The sequence below is a fragment of the Enterobacter cloacae complex sp. SHL018 genome (assembly GCF_049237905.1).
Taxonomy (GTDB): domain Bacteria; phylum Pseudomonadota; class Gammaproteobacteria; order Enterobacterales; family Enterobacteriaceae; genus Enterobacter; species Enterobacter hormaechei_C.
Genome location: NZ_JBMKJE010000001.1, coordinates 1,393,256 through 1,412,711, shown reverse-complemented (window position 1 = coordinate 1,412,711; position 19,456 = coordinate 1,393,256). Strand labels below are relative to the sequence as shown.

At 57.0% G+C, this 19,456-nt stretch carries 17 protein-coding genes; 12 read left to right on the top strand and 5 right to left on the bottom strand.

Features of this window, described 5'->3' with window-relative positions; all coding sequences use genetic code 11:
- Positions 1-12: 12 nt before the first annotated feature.
- On the bottom strand, positions 13-867 hold the full coding sequence (locus tag ACOTY5_RS06860; protein ID WP_045142154.1) for a MurR/RpiR family transcriptional regulator: 855 nt from the start codon (positions 865-867) through the stop codon (positions 13-15).
- 267 nt (positions 868-1,134) lie between these two features.
- Between ACOTY5_RS06860 and ACOTY5_RS06855 the strand changes: the two genes are divergently transcribed.
- The 11 genes from ACOTY5_RS06855 to dsbG all read left to right on the top strand — a co-directional run bounded on the left by ACOTY5_RS06855 (position 1,135) and on the right by dsbG (position 14,101).
- Positions 1,135-2,610, top strand: a complete 1,476-nt coding sequence (locus ACOTY5_RS06855) for an alpha/beta hydrolase (protein ID WP_045142153.1) — start codon at positions 1,135-1,137, stop codon at positions 2,608-2,610.
- Positions 2,611-2,697: 87 nt separating this feature from the next.
- Positions 2,698-3,909: a diguanylate phosphodiesterase gene (locus ACOTY5_RS06850; protein ID WP_062933948.1), complete on the top strand. Its 1,212-nt coding sequence runs from the start codon at positions 2,698-2,700 to the stop codon at positions 3,907-3,909.
- 88 nt (positions 3,910-3,997) lie between these two features.
- A complete protein-coding gene (locus ACOTY5_RS06845) occupies positions 3,998-4,894 on the top strand; it encodes an aminoimidazole riboside kinase (protein WP_032671161.1) in 897 nt (298 codons plus the stop codon).
- A gap of 171 nt (positions 4,895-5,065) precedes the next feature.
- Positions 5,066-6,583 carry a carbohydrate porin gene (locus ACOTY5_RS06840; protein ID WP_045142151.1) on the top strand — a complete coding sequence of 506 codons (1,518 nt, stop codon included), beginning with the start codon at positions 5,066-5,068 and terminating at the stop codon, positions 6,581-6,583.
- Positions 6,584-6,649: 66 nt separating this feature from the next.
- Complete coding sequence (locus tag ACOTY5_RS06835; protein WP_017382323.1) at positions 6,650-8,020, top strand: sucrose-specific PTS transporter subunit IIBC; 1,371 nt, start codon at positions 6,650-6,652, stop codon at positions 8,018-8,020.
- Entirely contained in the window at positions 8,020-9,426 is a 1,407-nt protein-coding gene (locus ACOTY5_RS06830; RefSeq protein WP_045142150.1) for a sucrose-6-phosphate hydrolase, read from the top strand. The genes ACOTY5_RS06835 and ACOTY5_RS06830 overlap by 1 nt, the downstream gene beginning before the upstream one ends.
- Positions 9,427-9,454: 28 nt before the next feature.
- Positions 9,455-10,471 carry a LacI family DNA-binding transcriptional regulator gene (locus ACOTY5_RS06825; RefSeq protein ID WP_017693400.1) on the top strand — a complete coding sequence of 339 codons (1,017 nt, stop codon included), beginning with the start codon at positions 9,455-9,457 and terminating at the stop codon, positions 10,469-10,471.
- Between the two features lie 95 nt (positions 10,472-10,566).
- On the top strand, positions 10,567-12,117 hold the full coding sequence (locus ACOTY5_RS06820) for a methyl-accepting chemotaxis protein (RefSeq protein WP_039270730.1): 1,551 nt from the start codon (positions 10,567-10,569) through the stop codon (positions 12,115-12,117).
- Between the two features lie 189 nt (positions 12,118-12,306).
- Complete coding sequence (locus ACOTY5_RS06815; protein ID WP_015570500.1) at positions 12,307-12,720, top strand: hypothetical protein; 414 nt, start codon at positions 12,307-12,309, stop codon at positions 12,718-12,720.
- Between the two features lie 5 nt (positions 12,721-12,725).
- Positions 12,726-13,283, top strand: a complete 558-nt coding sequence (locus tag ACOTY5_RS06810; RefSeq protein ID WP_172821117.1) for an RNA polymerase sigma factor — start codon at positions 12,726-12,728, stop codon at positions 13,281-13,283.
- Positions 13,284-13,324: 41 nt separating this feature from the next.
- Positions 13,325-14,101: a thiol:disulfide interchange protein DsbG gene (gene dsbG, locus ACOTY5_RS06805; protein ID WP_045142148.1), complete on the top strand. Its 777-nt coding sequence runs from the start codon at positions 13,325-13,327 to the stop codon at positions 14,099-14,101.
- Between the two features lie 38 nt (positions 14,102-14,139).
- On the opposite strand, the gene ACOTY5_RS06800 is transcribed toward dsbG, so the two are convergent.
- The 3 genes from ACOTY5_RS06800 to ACOTY5_RS06790 form a co-directional block, all read right to left on the bottom strand.
- Positions 14,140-15,429: a glycoside hydrolase family 10 protein gene (locus tag ACOTY5_RS06800; protein WP_045142147.1), complete on the bottom strand. Its 1,290-nt coding sequence runs from the start codon at positions 15,427-15,429 to the stop codon at positions 14,140-14,142.
- A 7-nt stretch (positions 15,430-15,436) separates the two neighbouring features.
- The gene (locus ACOTY5_RS06795) at positions 15,437-15,724 is read right to left on the bottom strand and encodes a VF530 family DNA-binding protein (protein WP_003857097.1); all 288 of its coding nucleotides are present in this window, start codon (positions 15,722-15,724) and stop codon (positions 15,437-15,439) included.
- 324 nt (positions 15,725-16,048) lie between these two features.
- A complete protein-coding gene (locus ACOTY5_RS06790; protein WP_045142146.1) occupies positions 16,049-17,530 on the bottom strand; it encodes a UbiD family decarboxylase in 1,482 nt (493 codons plus the stop codon).
- 111 nt (positions 17,531-17,641) lie between these two features.
- Between ACOTY5_RS06790 and ACOTY5_RS06785 the strand changes: the two genes are divergently transcribed.
- On the top strand, positions 17,642-18,526 hold the full coding sequence (locus ACOTY5_RS06785) for a LysR substrate-binding domain-containing protein (RefSeq protein WP_017382331.1): 885 nt from the start codon (positions 17,642-17,644) through the stop codon (positions 18,524-18,526).
- Here the strand turns inward: ACOTY5_RS06785 and ACOTY5_RS06780 are convergent.
- Positions 18,517-19,440, bottom strand: coding sequence for a LysR family transcriptional regulator (locus tag ACOTY5_RS06780; protein ID WP_045142145.1), 924 nt, complete (start codon positions 19,438-19,440; stop codon positions 18,517-18,519). The two genes, ACOTY5_RS06785 and ACOTY5_RS06780, sit on opposite strands and share 10 nt — an antisense overlap.
- Positions 19,441-19,456: the final 16 nt, after the last annotated feature.

The following is a 19,456-nucleotide window of genomic DNA, read 5'->3' as shown; positions in this document are numbered from 1 at the left end:
AGCTCCGCTCCTTTAGCGTTCAAATTGTCCAAACTCTTGTTGTAGTTGTCGGTTGATTGCCAGACGTTCCGGCAGCGCATCGCCCAGCGCCTCCACAACGCCCGACAGCAGCAGGTTGAACAGACAGCTCACCGGCGCCAGCGAATCCCAGAAATGGCCGGTATCGGTTTTCACCTGGAGTAAATCAATCGGGTAATCCCGCGCCCACGGGCACCAGATATCGGTGATCAGCGCCATCGCCAGCCCTTTTTCGCTCGCCACGCGGCAGTACTGGCGGGCAATGGCGGAGTAGGCGCGGGTATCCGTCAGCACGATATACGGGTTCGCAAAGCCGGAGTTAAGCGACTCCACCCAGCTACCGGAGAGCCCTTCGGAATAGCTCACCCGCGGGCGCAGGTACTCCAGATGGCTGAAGAACGCATTGGCGATCCCGCGCGTGGACTGGATCCCCAGCACGAAGACGGCGTCGGCATGGGTAAGTTGCTGGACCACCTGCCTGAACGTTTCGCTTTGCGCCAGCTGATAAACATGGGCAATGGCGTCCACCTCCAGCGACAGGGAGTGCTGAAGGCGATCCGACAGCGGCTGTTGCTGCTTCCAGGAGTCGAGACGCTCGTTAATGCCCCAGGGCTGGCGGGGATCGCGCAGGCTTTTTTTGGCGTCGTCCAGGTTGCGATAGCCCAGCTTGCGCAGAAAGCGTCCGACGGTGATCCCGCTGGTGGCCGTGGCCAGCGCCACGCTCTCTGCCGTTTCAAAGGGGATCTGCCCGACGTGCGCCAGCATCCAGCTTGCCACCCGCTTTTCGCTCGGGGTGAGCTGGCTAAAGGTCGCTTCGATACGGCTCAACACCTCAGGTTTGGTCGTCATACCGCCTCGCTGTTAACTGGCTGTCAAAGGCCGGGATTCTGTTACCGGATTAACAATGCAGGACGCGTGCCATGTTCACATTGCGGCGAAAACGCGCTGTGCAGCAAAGTTAATGCAATATTTGTTTAACAGATGCTCAACATTTGTGCAGCGTAGTTCACTTTTGGTGCAGTGTCCGGCCTGAGCGGTATCTATTTGGTGAATACGTCAGCCTCTTCACATTTTTTGGTAAGATGAACGCTCTGTGGATAAGGGAGGGAGCCTCACATGGCGAATTTGCCCTGGCGGGTCAGCGTGCGCCTGATGGCTCTCGCAAAAAAAATAGCGATAGTCATCGGGATCATTGTGCTCGTGCTGCTGGCGGTGCGGGTTTATCTTTCGCAGCAGGGGCCGGCCCTGCATCACTGGCACACCTGGCGGGCTGACGAAATGTCCGTGCAGGAGATGGATAACGCGACCTTCGCAGCGTATGTCGCGCGGGAAAACGCCATCTTCACCGCTCTCGACGCTGAGGTGACGGCGAATGTCGCACCCGCAGAGCGCACGCCGCTGAACCGTTATTACCGCCAGAGCCTGGTGTGGCCAGGACACTTTTCCCCGGATGCAAACCGGTCGTTCGTGCTGATGCCTGCCGGAAAGCCGCGCGGGGCGGTGGTATTGCTGCACGGTCTGACGGACTCGCCCTACAGCGTCAGGCATCTGGCAGAGAATTATCAACAGCACGGCTTTGTGGCCGTAGTGCCTCGTTTGCCCGGACACGGCACGGCGCCGGGCGCGCTGACAGACGTTGACTGGGAGGCTTGGCTGGCCGCATCGCGCCTTGCGGTTCGTGAAGCGACACGCCTGACGGGGAACGATCTCCCCCTGCATCTGGTGGGCTACTCCAACGGCGGGGCGCTGGCGATGAAATACGCCCTCGACGCTCTTGATGCGCCTGAACTGCGTAAACCTCAGCAGATCGTTTTGCTCTCACCGATGATTGGCGTCACGGCGTTTGCGCGCTTTGCCGGATTCGCCGGGCTACCGGCCATGTTACCGGCGTTTGCCAAAGCCGCGTGGCTCAATATTTCGCCGGAATATAATCCTTATAAATACAATTCGTTCCCGGTGAATGCAGCACGTCAGTCCTGGCTGCTTACCCAGGCGCTGCATGAGCAGATAAACCGCGATGTTCATGATCACAAACTGGCGCAGCTTCCGCCGGTGCTGGCGTTTCAGTCGGTCATGGATTCAACGGTCAGTACCCGCGCCGTGGTCAGCGGGCTGTTTGACCAGCTTCCGGCAAACGGCAGCGAACTGGTAGTTTTTGATATCAACCAGGCCGGGAGTTTCCGTCCACTGTTCAGGCCATCGTCCTGGACGGCGGTGGCTGACCTGCTGCCCGGGGCAAAAAGGCGTTACAGTGTCACAATTGTGACCAATGCCAGCCCCGACAGGTTTGATATGGTGGCAAAGACAACGCCAGCGGGTAGCACCCGGGAAACGGTGATGCCGCTGTCTGTCGCGTATCCGCAGGAGGTTTATTCCCTGTCGCATGTTGCTATTCCGTTCCCGCCTGATGACGATCTGTATGGCCGCCATCCTGAGGTGAAAAACCACTACGGTATCAGCCTGGGGACGATAGCCCTGTGGGGAGAAACATCGGTTCTGAGCGTCGGCAAAGATGCGCTGATGCGCGTGACGTCGAATCCGTTCTACGATTATATGCAGACGCGGATCGACAGCCGTATCGGGGAGAATTAAGCCCGACGTGGAATAGATTAGGTCACACCGGGGAACTGTGTTAAACAGTACCGTTCAGGCGTATACCCCATACCGGACCCCGTTTCTGTGCTGACAACTCTTATTTATCGAAGCCAGCTGAGCTTAACCTGCACCTCCGCAGCGTTAAGCGCGCTGGTTGAACAGGCCAGGATCCGTAATACGGAGCAGGGCATCTCAGGCATTCTTCTCTCCCGTGGACGTGACGTTCTGCAAATTCTCGAAGGCACGGAACAGCGCGTCGTCGCGCTTTTTAACACCATCCGTGCGGATGACCGGCATACCGGCGTGGTGGAGCTGATGCGCGATTACGGCCCGCGCAGACGTTTCGAAGACGTGGGAATGCTGCTGTTTGACCTGGACGTTCAGACCCCAAAAGTGGTTCTGGCGTCGGTTCTGCATTACAGCAAGCTGGAAAGCTATCTGACTTCTGAGGATCGGGTCTTCAAATTTATTCAGACCTTTATCACCGGCAAAACCGCTATCCCACCCGCTTCGGACTATGAGCCTGATAAATGGACGCTTTCGCGAGAGCGCGCGCCGTTTGGTAAAGGGTTAGGTCTGCTGGCGGGACAGCCCTGCCAGTTTGCGCTGCAACCCATTGTCGAGCCGTCCGAAGGCAAAATCAGTTCTCTCGAAGCGCTTATACGCGGAAACGACGGCGGCAGCCCGGAGCATTTCTTCCATAGTCTCGATCGTGAACAGATTTACGAAGTCGACCTGCAAACCAAAGCCTGGACCTTTGCGCTGGCGCAAAAGCTCGGCATCGGCAGCCACAAACTGGCGGTGAACCTGCTGCCAATGTCGCTGGTTAACGTGCCGGGCGCGGTAGAGTTCCTGGTAACGCAGATCAAAAAGCACAATCTACAGCCTGAGCAGGTGGTCATTGAAGTCACTGAGAGCGAGATGATCTCTGGCTTCAACCAGTTTAACAGCGCCATTAAACAGCTGCGCGCGGAAGGGGTTGGGCTGGCGATAGATGATTTTGGTTCCGGCTATGCTGGTCTTTCACTGCTCACCCGGTTTCAACCGGATAAGCTCAAAATCGACAGAGAGATCGTCAGCGATATCCACCTGAGCGGGCCCAAGCAGGCGATTGTGAAGTCGATAATCAGCTGCTGCACCGATCTGGAGATTACGCTGGTCGCAGAAGGCATTGAGAAGATAGAAGAGTGGTGCTGGCTTGAATCCGCCGGTATTCGCCGCTTCCAGGGCTTTTTGTTCGCCCGCCCGCAGCTCAATGGCGTAGGTGATATCCACTGGCCCCATCGGGTGGGTTAAGCAAATTTTCCCTCGCCATATTTCCCCGACACCCTGCCTGTGCTTAAATAGCTAAACCGGTTTAATATGTTTTAGCTAAGAAGGTGATATGGAGACGATCTGGGTACTTGGCGATGCCGTGGTGGATCTGTTGCCCGACGGAGAGGGCAAACTGCTGCAATGTCCTGGCGGCGCACCGGCCAATGTCGCGGTAGGGGTTGCTCGTCTGGGCGGCAGAAGCGCCTTTATAGGCCGGGTGGGCGACGACCCCTTCGGGCGTTTTATGCAAAAAACGCTTGCGGATGAGCAGGTTAATACAGAATGGCTGCGCCTGGACCCGCAGCATCGCACCTCCACGGTGGTGGTGGATCTCGATAACGACGGTGAACGTTCCTTTACCTTTATGGTTCGCCCGAGCGCTGATTTATTCCTCGACTCTGCCGATCTCCCGCCATTCCGCGCCGGGGAGTGGCTGCACGTCTGCTCTATCGCGCTCAGCGCCGAACCCAGCCGTTCCGCGACGTTTCAGGCGATGTCCGCTATCAGAATGGCGGGGGGATTTGTCAGCTTTGACCCCAATATCCGCGCCGATCTCTGGCACGATGAAGTCGAGCTGCGTCAGTGTCTTGAACGGGCATTAGCCTGTGCAGATGTGGTGAAAATCTCGGTGGAAGAGCTGGCGTTCTTAACCGGAAATGCGCAGGTCCATGAGGGGCTGGCGGCGCTGATGCGCACCTGTCCGGCCAGGCTGGTGCTGGTGACGCAGGGAAAAGAGGGCGTAACCGCCTGGCAGAAAGGCGCGTTGACGCACTATCCTGCATCACCCGTGGAATGCATTGATACCACCGGCGCGGGGGATGCTTTCGTCGCCGGGCTGCTGTTCGGTCTGGCTCGTGATGGCCAGGCCCGTCTTTCAGAGGTCATCACGCTGGCGCAGCGCTGTGGGGCGCTGGCGACAACCGCAAAAGGGGCAATGACCGCGCTGCCTTATCATCACGAACTGTAATTCACCTCTCCAGGCCTCCGGTCGGCGGCCTGAATTGTCGCCTCGATCACACTTACTAAAACGGTTTAGCAAAAAACGTTGCCGATCCAAAATTCAACGGTTTAGTATCATTAGCCTAAACCGGTTTAGCAATTTAGCACTTTCACCGATAGTTATTAGGGATGCGACAAAATGTATAAAAAACGCAGACTTGCCGTGATGATAGGCATGCTGGCCGGGAGTACCTCTGTTTTTGCCCAGACGGATATGACACGTATCGAAGCGCGCCTGGCGGCGCTGGAGCAGCGTTTGCAGGAGGCGGAAACCCGCGCGCAGGTTGCTGAAAAGCGCGCCACGGCAGCGGAACAGAAAACACAGCAGCTGGTGGCTGCGCAGCAGGAAGCGCAGACCTCCACACAGGCGGTGGCGCAACGTACTACGGTGCTGGAAGAAAAAGCCGACCGGACAGGCGGTTTTGAATTTCACGGTTACGCCCGTTCCGGCCTGCTGATGAACGACGCGGCCTCCAGCAGCAAAAGCGGCCCTTATCTGACGCCCGCCGGGGAAACGGGCGGGGCCATCGGGCGTCTGGGGAACGAAGCGGATACCTACGTTGAGCTGAATGTTGAGCACAAACAGACGCTGGAGAATGGTGCGACGACGCGCTTTAAGGCGATGCTGGCCGACGGTCAGAAAACCTATAACGACTGGTCGGCAGACAGCAGCGACCTGAACATTCGTCAGGCCTTTGCCGAGCTGGGCAATTTGCCTGACTTTACCGGTGCGCTGAAGGGCAGTACCTTCTGGGCGGGTAAGCGTTTTGACCGCGACAACTTCGACATTCACTGGCTGGATTCCGACGTGGTGTTTCTCGCCGGGACCGGCGGCGGCGTCTACGACGTGAAGTGGAACGATACGCTGCGCAGTAACTTCTCCCTTTATGGCCGTAACTTCGGCAGCGAAGAGGAGATCGACAACAACGTTCAGAACTACATCCTCAGCATGAATCACTTCGCCGGGCCGGTGCAGATGATGGTCAGCGGCTTACGGGCAAAAGATAATGACGACCGTAAGGACAGCAACGGCGATCCGATTAAAACCGACGCGGCCAATAACGGGGTACATGCGCTGGTTGGTCTGCATAACGAGAGCTTCTACGGCCTGCGGGAAGGTTCCGCCAAAACGGCGCTGCTTTACGGCCACGGTCTGGGCGCCGAGGTGAAAAGCATTGGTTCAGACGGCGCGCTGCTGTCAGAAGCCGATACCTGGCGTTTTGCAAGTTACGGTGTCACGCCGCTGGGCGGTGGCTGGCACATTGCGCCCGCCGTGCTGGCGCAAAGCAGTAAGGACCGCTACGTGAAGGGCGACAGCTATGAGTGGGTCACGCTCAATACGCGTCTGATCAAAGAGGTGACCCAGAATTTCGCCCTCGCGTTCGAAGGCAGCTATCAGTACATGGATTTAAGCCCGGAAGGCTACAAGAATCGCAATGCGGTTAACGGTAGCTTCTACAAGCTGACCTTCGCCCCGACGTTAAAGGCGGGCAAAATTGGCGATTTCTTCAGCCGTCCGGAGCTGCGCCTGTTCGCCACATGGATGGACTGGAGCAGCAAGCTGGATAACTACGCCAGCGATGACGCCTTTGGCAGCAGCGGCTTCAACGCGGGCGGGGAATGGAACTTTGGGGTGCAGATGGAAACCTGGTTTTAACCCTTCACGCTCCCGCATCGCGGGGGCGTTTCGAACACCATAAAAAGAGGTCAGGAAGAGGTATCTATGGATTTTAATCATATTGCGCGCGAGCTTATTCCGCTGCTCGGTGGCAAAGAGAACATTGCCAGCGCGGCACATTGCGCCACGCGCCTTCGTCTGGTGCTGGTCGATGATGCGCTTGCCGACCAGCAGGCTATCGGCAAGGTTGAAGGCGTGAAAGGCTGTTTTCGAAACGCCGGGCAGATGCAGGTAATCTTCGGCACCGGGGTGGTGAATAAGGTTTACGCCGCGTTTATTCAGGCGGCAGAGATTAGCGAGTCCAGTAAATCGGAAGCGGCGGATATTGCGGCCCGCAAGCTGAACCCGTTCCAGCGTATCGCGCGTCTGCTCTCCAACATCTTCGTGCCGATTATCCCGGCGATCGTGGCCTCGGGTCTGCTGATGGGCCTGCTGGGGATGGTTAAAACCTACGGCTGGGTTAATCCGGATAACGCGCTCTATATCATGCTGGATATGTGCAGCTCGGCGGCGTTTATTATTCTGCCGATCCTGATTGGCTTCACCGCCGCGCGGGAGTTTGGCGGCAACCCGTATCTGGGGGCAACGCTCGGCGGCATCCTGACTCATCCGGCGCTGACCAACGCCTGGGGCGTAGCGTCCGGCTTCCACACCATGAACTTCTTCGGTCTTGAAATCGCCATGATTGGCTATCAGGGAACCGTCTTCCCGGTGCTGCTGGCGGTGTGGTTTATGAGCATTGTGGAAAAACAGCTGCGCCGGGCCATCCCGGATGCGTTAGATCTGATCCTGACGCCGTTCCTGACCGTCATTATCTCCGGCTTCATTGCGCTGTTGATTATTGGCCCGGCGGGACGCGCGCTGGGCGACGGAATCTCCTTCATTCTTAGCACTCTGATTGCCCACGCGGGCTGGCTGGCCGGGCTGCTGTTTGGTGGGCTCTATTCGGTGATTGTCATTACCGGCATTCACCACAGCTTCCACGCCATTGAGGCCGGGCTGCTGGGTAATCCGTCGATTGGCGTTAACTTCCTGCTGCCGATCTGGGCGATGGCGAACGTGGCGCAGGGCGGGGCGTGTCTGGCGGTGTGGTTCAAAACCCGCGATGCCAAAATCAAAGCCATTACCTTACCGTCGGCGTTTTCCGCGATGCTGGGCATCACCGAAGCGGCAATTTTTGGCATCAACCTGCGTTTTGTGAAGCCGTTTATCGCGGCGCTGATCGGTGGTGCGGCGGGCGGTGCCTGGGTGGTGTCGGTGCATGTCTACATGACCGCCGTTGGCCTGACGGCGCTTCCCGGCATGGCGATTGTCCAGGCCAGCTCGCTGCTCAACTATATTATCGGCATGGTGATTGCCTTTGGCGTGGCGTTCACCGTCTCTCTGCTGCTGAAATATAAAACGGACTCTGAATAATGACCTTATCTTCCCGCTGGCCTGCCGTGTTGCACGCCGTTATGCAAGGCCAGCCGCGTGCGCTGGCGGACAGCCACTATCCGCAGTGGCATCCCGCACCGGTGACAGGGCTGATGAACGATCCGAACGGGTTTATCTGGTTTGCCGGGCGCTACCATCTGTTTTATCAGTGGAACCCGCTGGGCTGCGATCATCGCTACAAGTGTTGGGGGCACTGGAGCTCAGCAGATCTGGTGCACTGGCAGCACGAGCCAATGGCGCTGATGCCTGACGAAGAGTATGACCGCAATGGCTGTTACTCCGGCAGCGCCGTGGATAACAACGGCGTGCTGACCCTGTGCTATACCGGCAACGTTAAGTTTGACGATGGCGGCCGCACCGCCTGGCAGTGTCTGGCGGTGCAAAATGACGATGGCACGTTTGCCAAACTGGGACCGGTGTTGCCCCTGCCGGACGGGTACACCGGGCACGTCCGCGATCCGAAAGTATGGTGGCATGACGGGCTGTGGTACATGGTGCTCGGCGCGCAGGATCGACAGCAGCGCGGCAAGGTGCTGCTGTTTACGTCAGCCGATTTACACACCTGGGCGTCATGCGGCGAAATCGCCGGTCACGGCGTCAACGGACTCACGGACGCGGGCTATATGTGGGAGTGCCCGGATCTGTTTGAGCTTGATGGCACACACGTCTTGATCTGCTGCCCGCAGGGGCTGGCGCGCGAACCGCATCGCTATCTCAACACCTATCCGGCCGTCTGGATGAGTGGGGCATTTGATTATCAAACGCCTGCATTTGCGCACGGCGAGCTGCATGAGCTTGACGCCGGTTTCGAATTTTACGCGCCGCAAACCACGGTGGCAGAAGATGGCCGCCGCATCCTCATCGGCTGGATGGGCGTGCCGGACGGCGAAGAGATGCTCCAGCCTACGCGGGCGCGCGGCTGGATCCACCAGATGACCTGTCCTCGCGAGCTGCGCTACCGCGACGGTAAGCTCTGGCAAACCCCGGTCCGTGAGCTGGAAACGCTGCGCGAGGATGAACATCTCTGGCAGGGACGCGCCAGCGATGCCCCGGTGCTGGCGGGAGCGCGTCTTGAGTTCGAACTGAGCGCATCGAGCGTGAACGTGGATTTTGCAGGCGCGTTGCGGCTGATTGTGGATGATGAGGGGAGCCGTCTGGAACGCGCCAGTCTGAAAACCACAGACACGCTGACCCGCTACTGGCAGGGCAATGTTCATCATTTACGCGTGCTGTGCGACTGTTCCAGCGTCGAAATTTTCATCAATCACGGTGAAGGCGTCATGAGCAGCCGCTATTTTCCTGACCATCCGGCCCAGGTACGCTTCGAAGGTGCGTCCGATATCACATTACGCTACTGGTCGCTGCGCAGCTGCATGATAGAATAGAGGTTTTGGCAGCCGGATCTAAGTCGTTGTGAGAAAAACAAAACGCGTCACCATTAAAGATATCGCGGAGCTCGCGGGGGTATCAAAAGCCACCGCCAGCCTGGTTCTGAACGGCCGCAGCAAAGAGCTTCGGGTGGCGGAGGAGACACGCGAGCGTGTGCTGGCGATTGCCAAAGAACATCATTATCAGCCCAGCATTCACGCCCGTTCGCTGCGGGACAACCGCAGCCACACTATTGGTCTGGTGGTGCCGGAAATCACCAACTACGGGTTTGCCGTTTTTTCTCATGAGCTGGAGACCCTCTGCCGCGAGGCGGGTGTTCAGCTGCTGATCTCCTGTAGCGATGAAAATCCCGGCCAGGAGACGGTGGTGGTCAATAACATGGTGGCCCGCCAGGTGGACGGGCTGATTGTCGCCTCCAGCATGCTCAACGACGCGGACTATCAAAAGCTGAGCGAACAGCTGCCCGTTGTGCTTTTTGACCGTCATATGAACGACAGTTCTTTGCCGCTGGTTCTCACCGATTCAATTACCCCAACCGCCACACTGGTGGCCGACATCGCGCGCCAGCATCCGGATGAGTTCTACTTCCTCGGCGGTCAGCCGCGGCTTTCCCCGACGCGTGACCGTCTTGAAGGGTTTAAGCAGGGGCTGCGTGACGCTGGCGTCGAGTTACGTCCGGAGTGGATCATTCATGGTAATTACCATCCGAGCTCCGGCTACGAAATGTTTGCCGAGCTTTGCGCACGCCTGGGCCGCCCGCCAAAAGCCCTTTTTACCGCCGCCTGCGGTCTGCTGGAAGGGGTGTTGCGCTATATGGGGCAACATAATCTGCTGCAAAGCGATATGCGTCTGGCCAGCTTTGACGATCACTATCTCTATGATTCTCTGACCATTCCTGTCGATACCGTTCGTCAGGATAACCGCCAGCTCGCCTGGCACTGCTTTGATCTGATTGGCAAACTGATTGAAGGGGAAACGCCGGAGCCGATCCAGCGTAAGCTGGATGCCACCCTGCAACGGCGATACAAGGCCGTAGAGTGACAGGGTAACGTCTGAGGGTGACATCAATAACTTTAATTAATTAAAGATTGGATTCAGCCGATAACCAAAGGGAAATTATATCCCTGAGGTGTGTTATGTCATTGAAAAAATCATCCCTGATTATCCTGTTTTCCCTGCTTTTCTTCTTTGTGGCCAGCACTATCACCAGCGTTGGGCTCATCATTAAAAGTAATACTTCGCTGGATAATGTGAACAAAGAAATTCAGGTGGTTCTGTCCATTATTGATCCCATTAACCACAGCCGAACCCTGCGGGTCAGGGTTATGGAGTATGTGAAAATGGTGGAAGCGGGGGACGCTACCGATCTGTCTGCGAAACTGGCCTCGGTTAAAGAGGCGCTGACCAAAGCCGATAGTGCATTTTCGGCGTTTATGGCCTCGCCGCGTTTGCCGGACGAAGCCCCGCTGGTCACTGCCTACCAGGAGGCGTGGCAAAACTACCGTAACCAGGGACTGGCGCCTCTCATCGCCGCTGCCGCCGCTCACGATGTGTCGCGGTTCAACGCTCTTATTCCCGTGGTGTCTCAACTCGATCGCCAATATGAAATTGTGCTCGATCAGGTTCTCTCCGTTCACCAGAAGTACGCCAAAACGCTGAACGAGGATGCGAGCCATAATTTCGTGTCGGGTCTGGTTATTATCGCCTGCATTGCGGTGCTGTTCGTGGTGGTGATCTTCGCCGTCAGCCTGCTGATGAAACGCGTGGTCTTTGCGCCGGTGAACCTGGCGCGCGAGCACTGTCGCCAGATTGCGGCCGGGAAGCTGGACGTACCGGTACCGATCAAGCGTGATTCCGGGAATGAAATCAATCACCTGATGTCCTCGATGGAGCAGATGCGCCAGGCGCTGCTCTCCACCATTTCTCAGGTGCGCGACGCCAGCCACACCGTGACGCATGCGGCGCAGGAAATTGCCTCCGGCAATATCGACCTGGCCTCCCGTACAGAGCAACAGGCTTCGGCCCTGACCCAGACGGCCGCCAGCATGGAAGAGCTGAGCGCGACGGTGGCGAATAACACCGACAACGTTTTCCAGGCCGGTAAGCTGGTGCAGGATGCCGTGAAAAATGCCCATACCGGTGAAGCGGTAACCCGTGAAGTCATCGAAACGATGAATACTATCGCGTCCAATTCGAAGCGTATTGAAGACATCACCAGCGTCATCAACAGCATTGCTTTCCAGACTAATATTCTGGCGCTAAACGCGGCCGTTGAAGCGGCGCGTGCTGGCGCGCAGGGGCGAGGATTTGCCGTGGTAGCAAGTGAAGTGCGCACCCTGGCACAAAAAAGCGCGGTGGCGGCGAAAGATATCGAAAGCCTTATCGCCCAGTCTGTTTCCAGCGTGAAAAACGGTGCACAACTGGTGAATCGTTCGGGAGAGGTGATTGATTCTATTATCAGCTCTGTGAATAAAGTGCATACGCTGATGGAACAGATTTCGGTTGCCTCAGAAGAGCAGAGCCGCGGGATTGGTCAGGTTGGGCAGGCCGTAACGGAGATGGACGGTGTGACCCAGCAGAACGCGGCGCTGGTGCAGCAATCCGCCGCCGCCGCCGCCTCGCTGGAGGAGCAGGCGCAGCAGCTGTCCCAGAGTATCTCGAGCTTTAGTCTGCCTGCTACGGCGTGATGTTCAGAGAGGCTCCTGAGGGAGCCTTTTTAATGTCTGCATGTAGCCGCTGCACAATCTCCTTCAGCCATTACTGTTATCCGTACAAAGCCGCTATGACATAAATTTTATCTTTCCCCGGCAATATTTCTGTTCCTCATCCGTCTACCTCATCAGAGACCATAATCATTCAACATAAACGAGGTACACATGAGAAATTTTGATATGCACGGAAAAGGTCACGGGCGTGGTTTGGGCCGCCATCGTATGGGTAAGGGCATCGTGATTGGCGCAGTCCTGTTCGTGGTGCTTGGCCTGCTGGTCATGTCCCTGTGGAACGCGTTGCTCCCGGCCATCCTGGGGGTTAAAGCCATTGGCTTCTGGCAGGCGCTGGGGATCCTGCTGCTGAGCCGCATTCTTTTCGGTGGGCTGGGTTTCCGTCCGGGCATGTTCGGTGCGCACCGCCGTATGCACGAACAATGGATGAATATGAGCCCCGAACAACGTGAGGCCTTCATTCAGCAGCGTCGGGCGGGATTTGGGCGCCACGGTCATTGCCGGTGGCACGATGGCCGGGATGAAAAGCGAGATGATAACGGTGCGAAAGCGCCGGAAGCCGAGTGAGCGATATGAAAGCCGGTGAGGCGGGGGAATCATTACTGATCTCGGCACTCAATGCCTGCCGCGCGCGGCTAAAAGCCTTCATTCGCGGACGGACTGCGGTTCGTGATGATGTCGATGATATTCTTCAGGAAGTGACCTGGCAGTTGATGAAAGTGGAACAACCGGTCGAGAACGTCGCCGCCTGGCTGTTTCGCGCCGCACGAAATGAGATGATCGACCGGGCGCGAAAAAAGCACGAGGTTTCACTACCGGGGTACCTGACAGCAGATGACGAGGACTTTCCGGAGCAGGAGATTGCAGAAACGTTATTCGGCGTACCGCAAACGCCGGAGGAGGAGTATCTCAACATGCTGCTATGGGAAGAGTTGGGGCAAGCCCTGTCGGAACTGCCGCCACCTCAGCGCGAGGTGTTTGAAAAAACGGAATTTGAGGGCTACAGCATGAAGGTGCTGGCAGAGGAAACAGGCGACAGTGTGCAGGCGTTATTATCCCGCAAACACAAAGCCGTGCGATTTTTGCGTAGTCGCCTCAAGGATATTTATGAAGCGTTGACAGGGCAATAAACTTCGACCACTCTGAAAAACAATATCTTAGAGGGGTCGTTATGCTTCAACGGTTAGCAAAGAAAAAGGTGCTGTTACTCTCTGCTCTGATGGTTTCAGGGCTGGTCAGGGCAGAGGAGTCGCTTCCGGATGTGGTGAAGCACTTCAGTGAACAGCAGGACATCAAAATCATCAAGAAAATTGACGCCCCCGGCGGCGCGCCAGCGTGGCTGGGGAAATATCAGGACATGGGCGTGACGCTCTTTCTGACCCCTGACGGAAAGCACGTCGTGTCTGGCTATCTGTATGATGAGAAGGGAACCAACCTCAGCGAGGCCTTTTTCCAGAAAGAGATCTACGCCCCGATGGGCCGCGAGATGTGGAAAAAGCTCAATGCGGCGCATCCCCTGAAAGAGGGCGCGGAGAGTGCCCCGCGCAAAGTCTTCGTCTTTGCCGACCCGTTCTGCCCGTACTGCAAGCAGTTCTGGGCTGAAGCGCAGCCGTGGGTGAAGGCTGGCAAGGTTCAGCTCAATACGCTGCTGGTTGCATTTCTTAACCCGAACAGCGGGCGTAACGCCTCCGCGATCCTGAATGCGAAAGATCCGGTGTCGGCCTGGAAAGCGTACGAGCTGTCCGGCGGGAAAAAGCTGCCGAAACCTGAAGCTGCGGCTTCCCGGGAAACCGTTGAGATCCTGCAAAATCACCAGACGCTAATGGACAGTCTCGGCGCGAATGCCACACCGGCTATTTATTACCTGAATGAGCAAAACGAACTGCAACAGGTCGTGGGTATGCCAGACGCAAAACAGCTTGAGGCGATGTTCGGGCCGAAGCCGTAAAAGAAAGGCAGAAACAGAACGTTTCTGCCTTTTTTCAGTCAATTACCCCAGCGTCCCCGGAGGTAATTTACCGCCTCCTGCGTCTGCGGCTGGTTAAGATAGTCTTCACGGAACAGGATGGTGCCCTTAACGTCTGGCAGTGAATCGTTGAGGTCGAGCTGTTTTTTCAGCTCCGGTACGCCGCCGTTCACCGTCCAGTCCGGTTCGTTTCTGGAAGGCGCGCCCACTTTGTAGAACGCGATCCCGATATACAGGCGGGTATGGGTCGGTTTCACCACGTCAGCCCACCATTTTGTCAGCACATCGTAACGTGCCGCGTCGCGGGCGAAGGGCCAGTAGATCTGCGGCGCAATGTAATCCAGTAAACCCTGCTGTACCCATTTGCGCGTGTCAGCGTAGGATTCATCATAGGCTGCGGCACCGCGCGTGTCCGAGCCTGCCGGGTCGAAGGAGCGATTGCGCCAGACCCCCGCCGGGCTAACGCCAAATTCGATCTCAGGTTTAGCCTGCTTGATCGCCCTTGAAACCTGCACAATCAACTGCTGCGTATTGTGTCGACGCCAGTCCGCTTTTGACGCAAATCCTTCGCCATAGCGCCTGAAGGTCCAGGCATCATTCAGGGTGGACCCCGGCGTCTCGGTGTAAAAATAGTCATCGAACTGAACGCCGTCGACAGGGTAGTGATTTACCACTTCCATCACCACCTGGGTTATCCAGTCCCGCACGTCGGGAATGCCCGGGTCGAGAACAAAACGATCCCCCGAGGTGCGGATCCACTCCGGATGCTGGACGTACACGCTGGAAGGATGAAGCGACGAGGTGCGATTAAGCGCGGCGATGGTCGACGGCTTCGTGTTGGTGGAAACGCGGTACGGGTTAAACCAGGCATGAACCTTCATCCCGCGCTTGTGCGCTTCATCCAGCATAAACTGAAGCGGATCGTAACCGGGATCTTCCCCGATAGTCCCCGTCAGGGTATCTGACCAGGGCAGTATTTTAGAGGCCCACAGCGCCGTACTGTCCGGTTTTACCTGAAAGAAGACGGTGTTGATCCCAAGTTTTTTCAGCTTATCGAGCTTGTCCGTCAGCGCCCGCTGTTGCTGGGCGATACGCTGGTCCGCGCTACGGCCATTCACCGATGACACAGGAGGCCAGTCGAGACGGGAGACGGTCGCCAGCCAGATCCCGCGCATGGGTTCGTTAGTCTGCTGTAGAGGTTTCGCCTGCGGCAGCGGGGTAACGAGTGATTTGGGTGGTTTGGAAGTGCAACTTACCAGTAAAAGCGCGCAGCCAAGCAGCGCGCCAGTCCGTTTTACGTGTCGCATCATTTGCGTGTTAGCTCCTGGGTGTCCGGCTATCCGTCCAGGGATTAAACGCCGGTTCGTCCTGTTCCCCGTTACCGTCATCGTGAAGAGAGTCGAGGTAGAGGGCTTCAACTTCCGCCCGCGCCCATGGGGTGCGGCGCAGGAACTTCAGACTCGATTTAACGCTCGGGTCTTTGCGAAAACAGTTGATTTTGATTCGGTTGCCCAGTTCATTCCAGCCATATCGCGCAACCAGCGCGTTAACCTGCATTTCGAGCGTTACGCCATGCAAAGGATCGTTGGAAACATGTGCTGTCATAGGCGTCCGGTAGTCTCATTTTTTATGGGGATGTGATAAACGCTCAAAGGTTACAAGAAAGCAGGGGACGCGGCAATTTCAGCGTGAGGTTCTTCACCCGTGAAGGAGAGGGTTACCCAGTAATTTGAAAGAAAAAGCTATAACGTTGCCTCAGAAAAACTGAGGGCTTTCAGCGATGCCCTAAGTGAACGGAATGACCACCAGCGCCGTATGTTCCCCCTCACCCCAGCCCTCTCCCTCAAGGGAGAGGGGGCCGTCTGTGCAGGCATTATTTTGTGGGAAACCCTCAGCCCGTGAAGGGTGAAGAAGATTTTCCGGTTAACGCTATTTTTTAAACAGTTCAGGCGCCCATGGCGTCGGGTCTACCTCCATAAAGGGCGCACGCTCAAAGCGGGGCTTAAGCGCCCAGGGCACCGTACAGTCGAAAATCGTTTTGCAGGTGATCCCGTTGCCACGAATGGAGGGGCTGTAGTCCGGGGCCTGAGACGGATCGAGCTGGTGTCCGCGGATCCCCGGCAGATGGGTGATGCTGACATCGCCCTGCATACGGGTGGTCATCGCCCACAGGATGTCGTCGCTGTCGAAAATATCCACATCTTCGTCGACGAGAATAATGTTTTTAAGCTCGGAATAGGTGGCTAACGCAATGAGTGCCGCCTGACCCTGACGCCCTTCGTCAGAGGGCTGGCGTTTTTTCACCTGCAATACGCCAAGAAACTTGCCGCCGCCAGCGGTATGCGCATAGACGTTTTGCAGAAAACCGGGGATGGCTTCTTCGACCGCATTACGGATACTGGCCTCCGTTGGCAAACCGGCCAGCGTGGTGTGCTCCTCGCCCGGTCCTACCAGGGTTTGCAGGATCGCCTGATGACGCATCGTGACGGCCTTCACTTTGATTACCGGTAAGGAGGGGTTAGCCTCCCCGCAGTAGCCGGGAAATTCCGGCATCGCGTGCCCGGTGTGGGTATGCTGATCTTCTTCTACACGCACGCCCGGCAGCAGTTCGCCTTCGATGATAATTTCCGCACGCGCTATCGCTTTTTCATTTACGGCCACACCCTGCACCAGCTCGACGGGGGTCTGACGTAACGCGCCGGCGACACCCAGCTCGTTGTAGCCGAAGGGCGTGGTAGGGGCTTCGAAACAGGCGCCAATATAGATAGCGGGATCGAGACCCATATTGATCGTGACCGGCAACGGTTTGCCCGCCTCCTCGGCTTTCTTACGGAACACTTCAATATGGCGGCCTGCGGCAAGGAACATGGAGAGCTCATCGCGCTCCTGCACGCAGAGACGGTGAATAGTGACATCGGTCAGTGAGGCATCTTCCGGATCGCTTGCCAGCACCAGCCCCAGACAGAAGAACGGACCGGCATCTATCGGCGTGTTGGTCGGTGCCGGAAGCAATTTACGCAGATCGAAGTCCGGATCGTCGGCATAAAACACCTGTTCCTGACACGGCGCCTGTGCCGCCGGAACCACAACGGGAGCAATCGGGTTTTTCACGGCCTGGCCGACATGTTTTGCCAGTTCAGAGGGCTCGCAGCCCAACAGGAGCGCCGCCCGCTCGCGGCTGGCGTGCATTCCGACCAGAATACGCGAGTCGGGATATCCCTTAATAGCGTTAAACATCATCGCCGGGCCAATGCGCGTCGGACGTTTTACCGTGCCGCCAGCACCAATATGCCGGTACACACCCGCCAGCTCCGCGTCAGGATCGACCGGATGGCTGGTTTCAAGGTATTGACCTTCATGGCGTTTGAGCAGTTCGATAGCACTTCTGAGATCGTTGATGTGGTTTTTCATATTTCCCTCCTCGGATGAAGGCTTCCATTCTTAACCGGACGAAGAGGGCTATCAATTGCATCATTTATGCTATTTTAATATGAATTTTATTATCAATAATAAAGGCATGGTATGCAGTTTCGACTGATGCGCAATTTCATCGTGGTGGCGGAAGAGCTTCACATGCATCGGGCGGCGGAGCGCCTTAACATGGCGCAGCCAGCGCTGAGCCAGCAGATAAAAACGCTTGAAGATCGTCTTGGGGTCTTGCTCTTTAGCCGGGCGAATCGTCGCCTGACGCTGACGCCAGCCGGTGAGGCATTTCTCAGTAAAGCCAGAGTCGCGATTTTAATGACCGATCAGGCGATTCTGGATGCCAGACAGACGGCCAGAGGGGAACAGGGCGTGCTGAATCTCGGATGTGTTTCAAGTGCGATATTCGACAGTAAGCTACCCGCCGCGCTGCGGCTTTTACATGAGAAATGGCCCGCCATCAGCCTTTCCATGATGACGGGTAACGTGCAAACCCTTTATACCGGCGTGCAAAGCAACCAGCTGGATGTGGCCATTATTCGTGCCCCGTTACCGCTATTGCCTGACGATCTGCAAAGTCGTCCTTTTACAACGGAAAAGGCCGTGCTGGCCTTACCTCGTCAACACAGCCTGGCGGGCTCCGCCGCGCTGACGCTTGCGTCGGTGAAAGAGGAGAAGTGGATCGCCCTGCGCGACCCGGAGGGGATGGGGCTGGAGCAATATTTCTATGATGCCTGCCACAGCGCGGGCATACAGCCTGACGTTGTGCAAAATGCCACCGATGTTCCCACGGTGATAAGCCTCGTTTCGGCAGGGTTTGGCATCGCCATGCTGCCAGCTTCAGCGAAGGCGATATGTGTACAAAACGTCGTCTTTGTGGATATTCTTGACCGACTCCGGGAGAGCGAGCTGACGCTGGTTTGCCACCGGATTATTCGCTCTGAGGTGCTGAAAAAATTGATGAGTATCCTCGATCACACCTGACGTCCGGCGGCCTGAAGAAGCTGTTCACGTAGCCAGCGGTTAGCGGGATCCTGGCTGTTTTTCGGGTGCCAGTACATACCGATGACGATCGGCGGCAGATCCAGCGGCGGCGGAAAAATATCAAGCGTTTGCGTGAAACGTAGCAACATGCGTCTGGGTAGGGTGCAGAGCAAATCGGTACCGGCAACAATCGCAGGCGCCATCGCATAGCTTTGCGTCGACATCACCACGTTACGCTGGTGACCAAGCCCCGCCAGATGCTGATCGACAAAGCCCGCGAACGGGTCGCCCTCGGATGAAACCACCAGGTGGGAAAGGCTACAATAGCTTTCCAGATCCATCGGCCCCGTACCGCGTGGATGGCCTTTACGCTGGGCGGTGGCATATTCATCGTCAAACAGCTTACGTCTGACCCATGCATCGTGCGCTACCGCGTTAATGCCGACATAAATATCCACATCGCCATTTTCCATCTGCGCTGGCAGCAGCGGGGTTTCGGGAAGCGCAAAACGCAGACGGATGCCTGGTGCCGCATTGCTAATCTGATTTTGCAATTCAGCCCCCAGCATCAGCGCCGGGTTCTCGTGCAGGGCAATCACAAAGGTGCGGTTGCTGTTCTGCGCGTTGAACGTGGTGGGTTCAAGCATCGCCGATATCCCCTGCAAAACCGTCGCGACCTGCGGTCTTAACGCCTCGGCGCGCGGCGTCGGTAACACCCCACGTCCGTGTGGGGAAGGGATAAACAGCGGCTCATCGAACAGGACGCGCAGGCGCGCAAGGCGGGCAGACATCGCCGGCTGGCTGATGCCCAGCCGCGCGGCCGCATGGGTGATATTCTGATCCCTGAGTAACGCATCCAGCGTCAGGATCAGGTCCATATCCATATCGGAGGAGGGCATCTTATTGTGCGTCATAGCTTGCTGCCGTTGT

Coding starts and splice junctions, on each gene's coding strand:
- ACOTY5_RS06860 (WP_045142154.1), bottom strand. CDS start 867: ATGACGACCAAACCTGAGGTGTTGAGCCGTATCGAAGCGACCTTTAGC.
- ACOTY5_RS06855 (WP_045142153.1), top strand. CDS start 1,135: ATGGCGAATTTGCCCTGGCGGGTCAGCGTGCGCCTGATGGCTCTCGCA.
- ACOTY5_RS06845 (WP_032671161.1), top strand. CDS start 3,998: ATGGAGACGATCTGGGTACTTGGCGATGCCGTGGTGGATCTGTTGCCC.
- ACOTY5_RS06840 (WP_045142151.1), top strand. CDS start 5,066: ATGTATAAAAAACGCAGACTTGCCGTGATGATAGGCATGCTGGCCGGG.
- ACOTY5_RS06835 (WP_017382323.1), top strand. CDS start 6,650: ATGGATTTTAATCATATTGCGCGCGAGCTTATTCCGCTGCTCGGTGGC.
- ACOTY5_RS06830 (WP_045142150.1), top strand. CDS start 8,020: ATGACCTTATCTTCCCGCTGGCCTGCCGTGTTGCACGCCGTTATGCAA.
- ACOTY5_RS06820 (WP_039270730.1), top strand. CDS start 10,567: ATGTCATTGAAAAAATCATCCCTGATTATCCTGTTTTCCCTGCTTTTC.
- ACOTY5_RS06815 (WP_015570500.1), top strand. CDS start 12,307: ATGAGAAATTTTGATATGCACGGAAAAGGTCACGGGCGTGGTTTGGGC.
- ACOTY5_RS06810 (WP_172821117.1), top strand. CDS start 12,726: ATGAAAGCCGGTGAGGCGGGGGAATCATTACTGATCTCGGCACTCAAT.
- dsbG (WP_045142148.1), top strand. CDS start 13,325: ATGCTTCAACGGTTAGCAAAGAAAAAGGTGCTGTTACTCTCTGCTCTG.
- ACOTY5_RS06800 (WP_045142147.1), bottom strand. CDS start 15,429: ATGATGCGACACGTAAAACGGACTGGCGCGCTGCTTGGCTGCGCGCTT.
- ACOTY5_RS06795 (WP_003857097.1), bottom strand. CDS start 15,724: ATGACAGCACATGTTTCCAACGATCCTTTGCATGGCGTAACGCTCGAA.
- ACOTY5_RS06790 (WP_045142146.1), bottom strand. CDS start 17,530: ATGAAAAACCACATCAACGATCTCAGAAGTGCTATCGAACTGCTCAAA.
- ACOTY5_RS06785 (WP_017382331.1), top strand. CDS start 17,642: ATGCAGTTTCGACTGATGCGCAATTTCATCGTGGTGGCGGAAGAGCTT.
- ACOTY5_RS06780 (WP_045142145.1), bottom strand. CDS start 19,440: ATGACGCACAATAAGATGCCCTCCTCCGATATGGATATGGACCTGATC.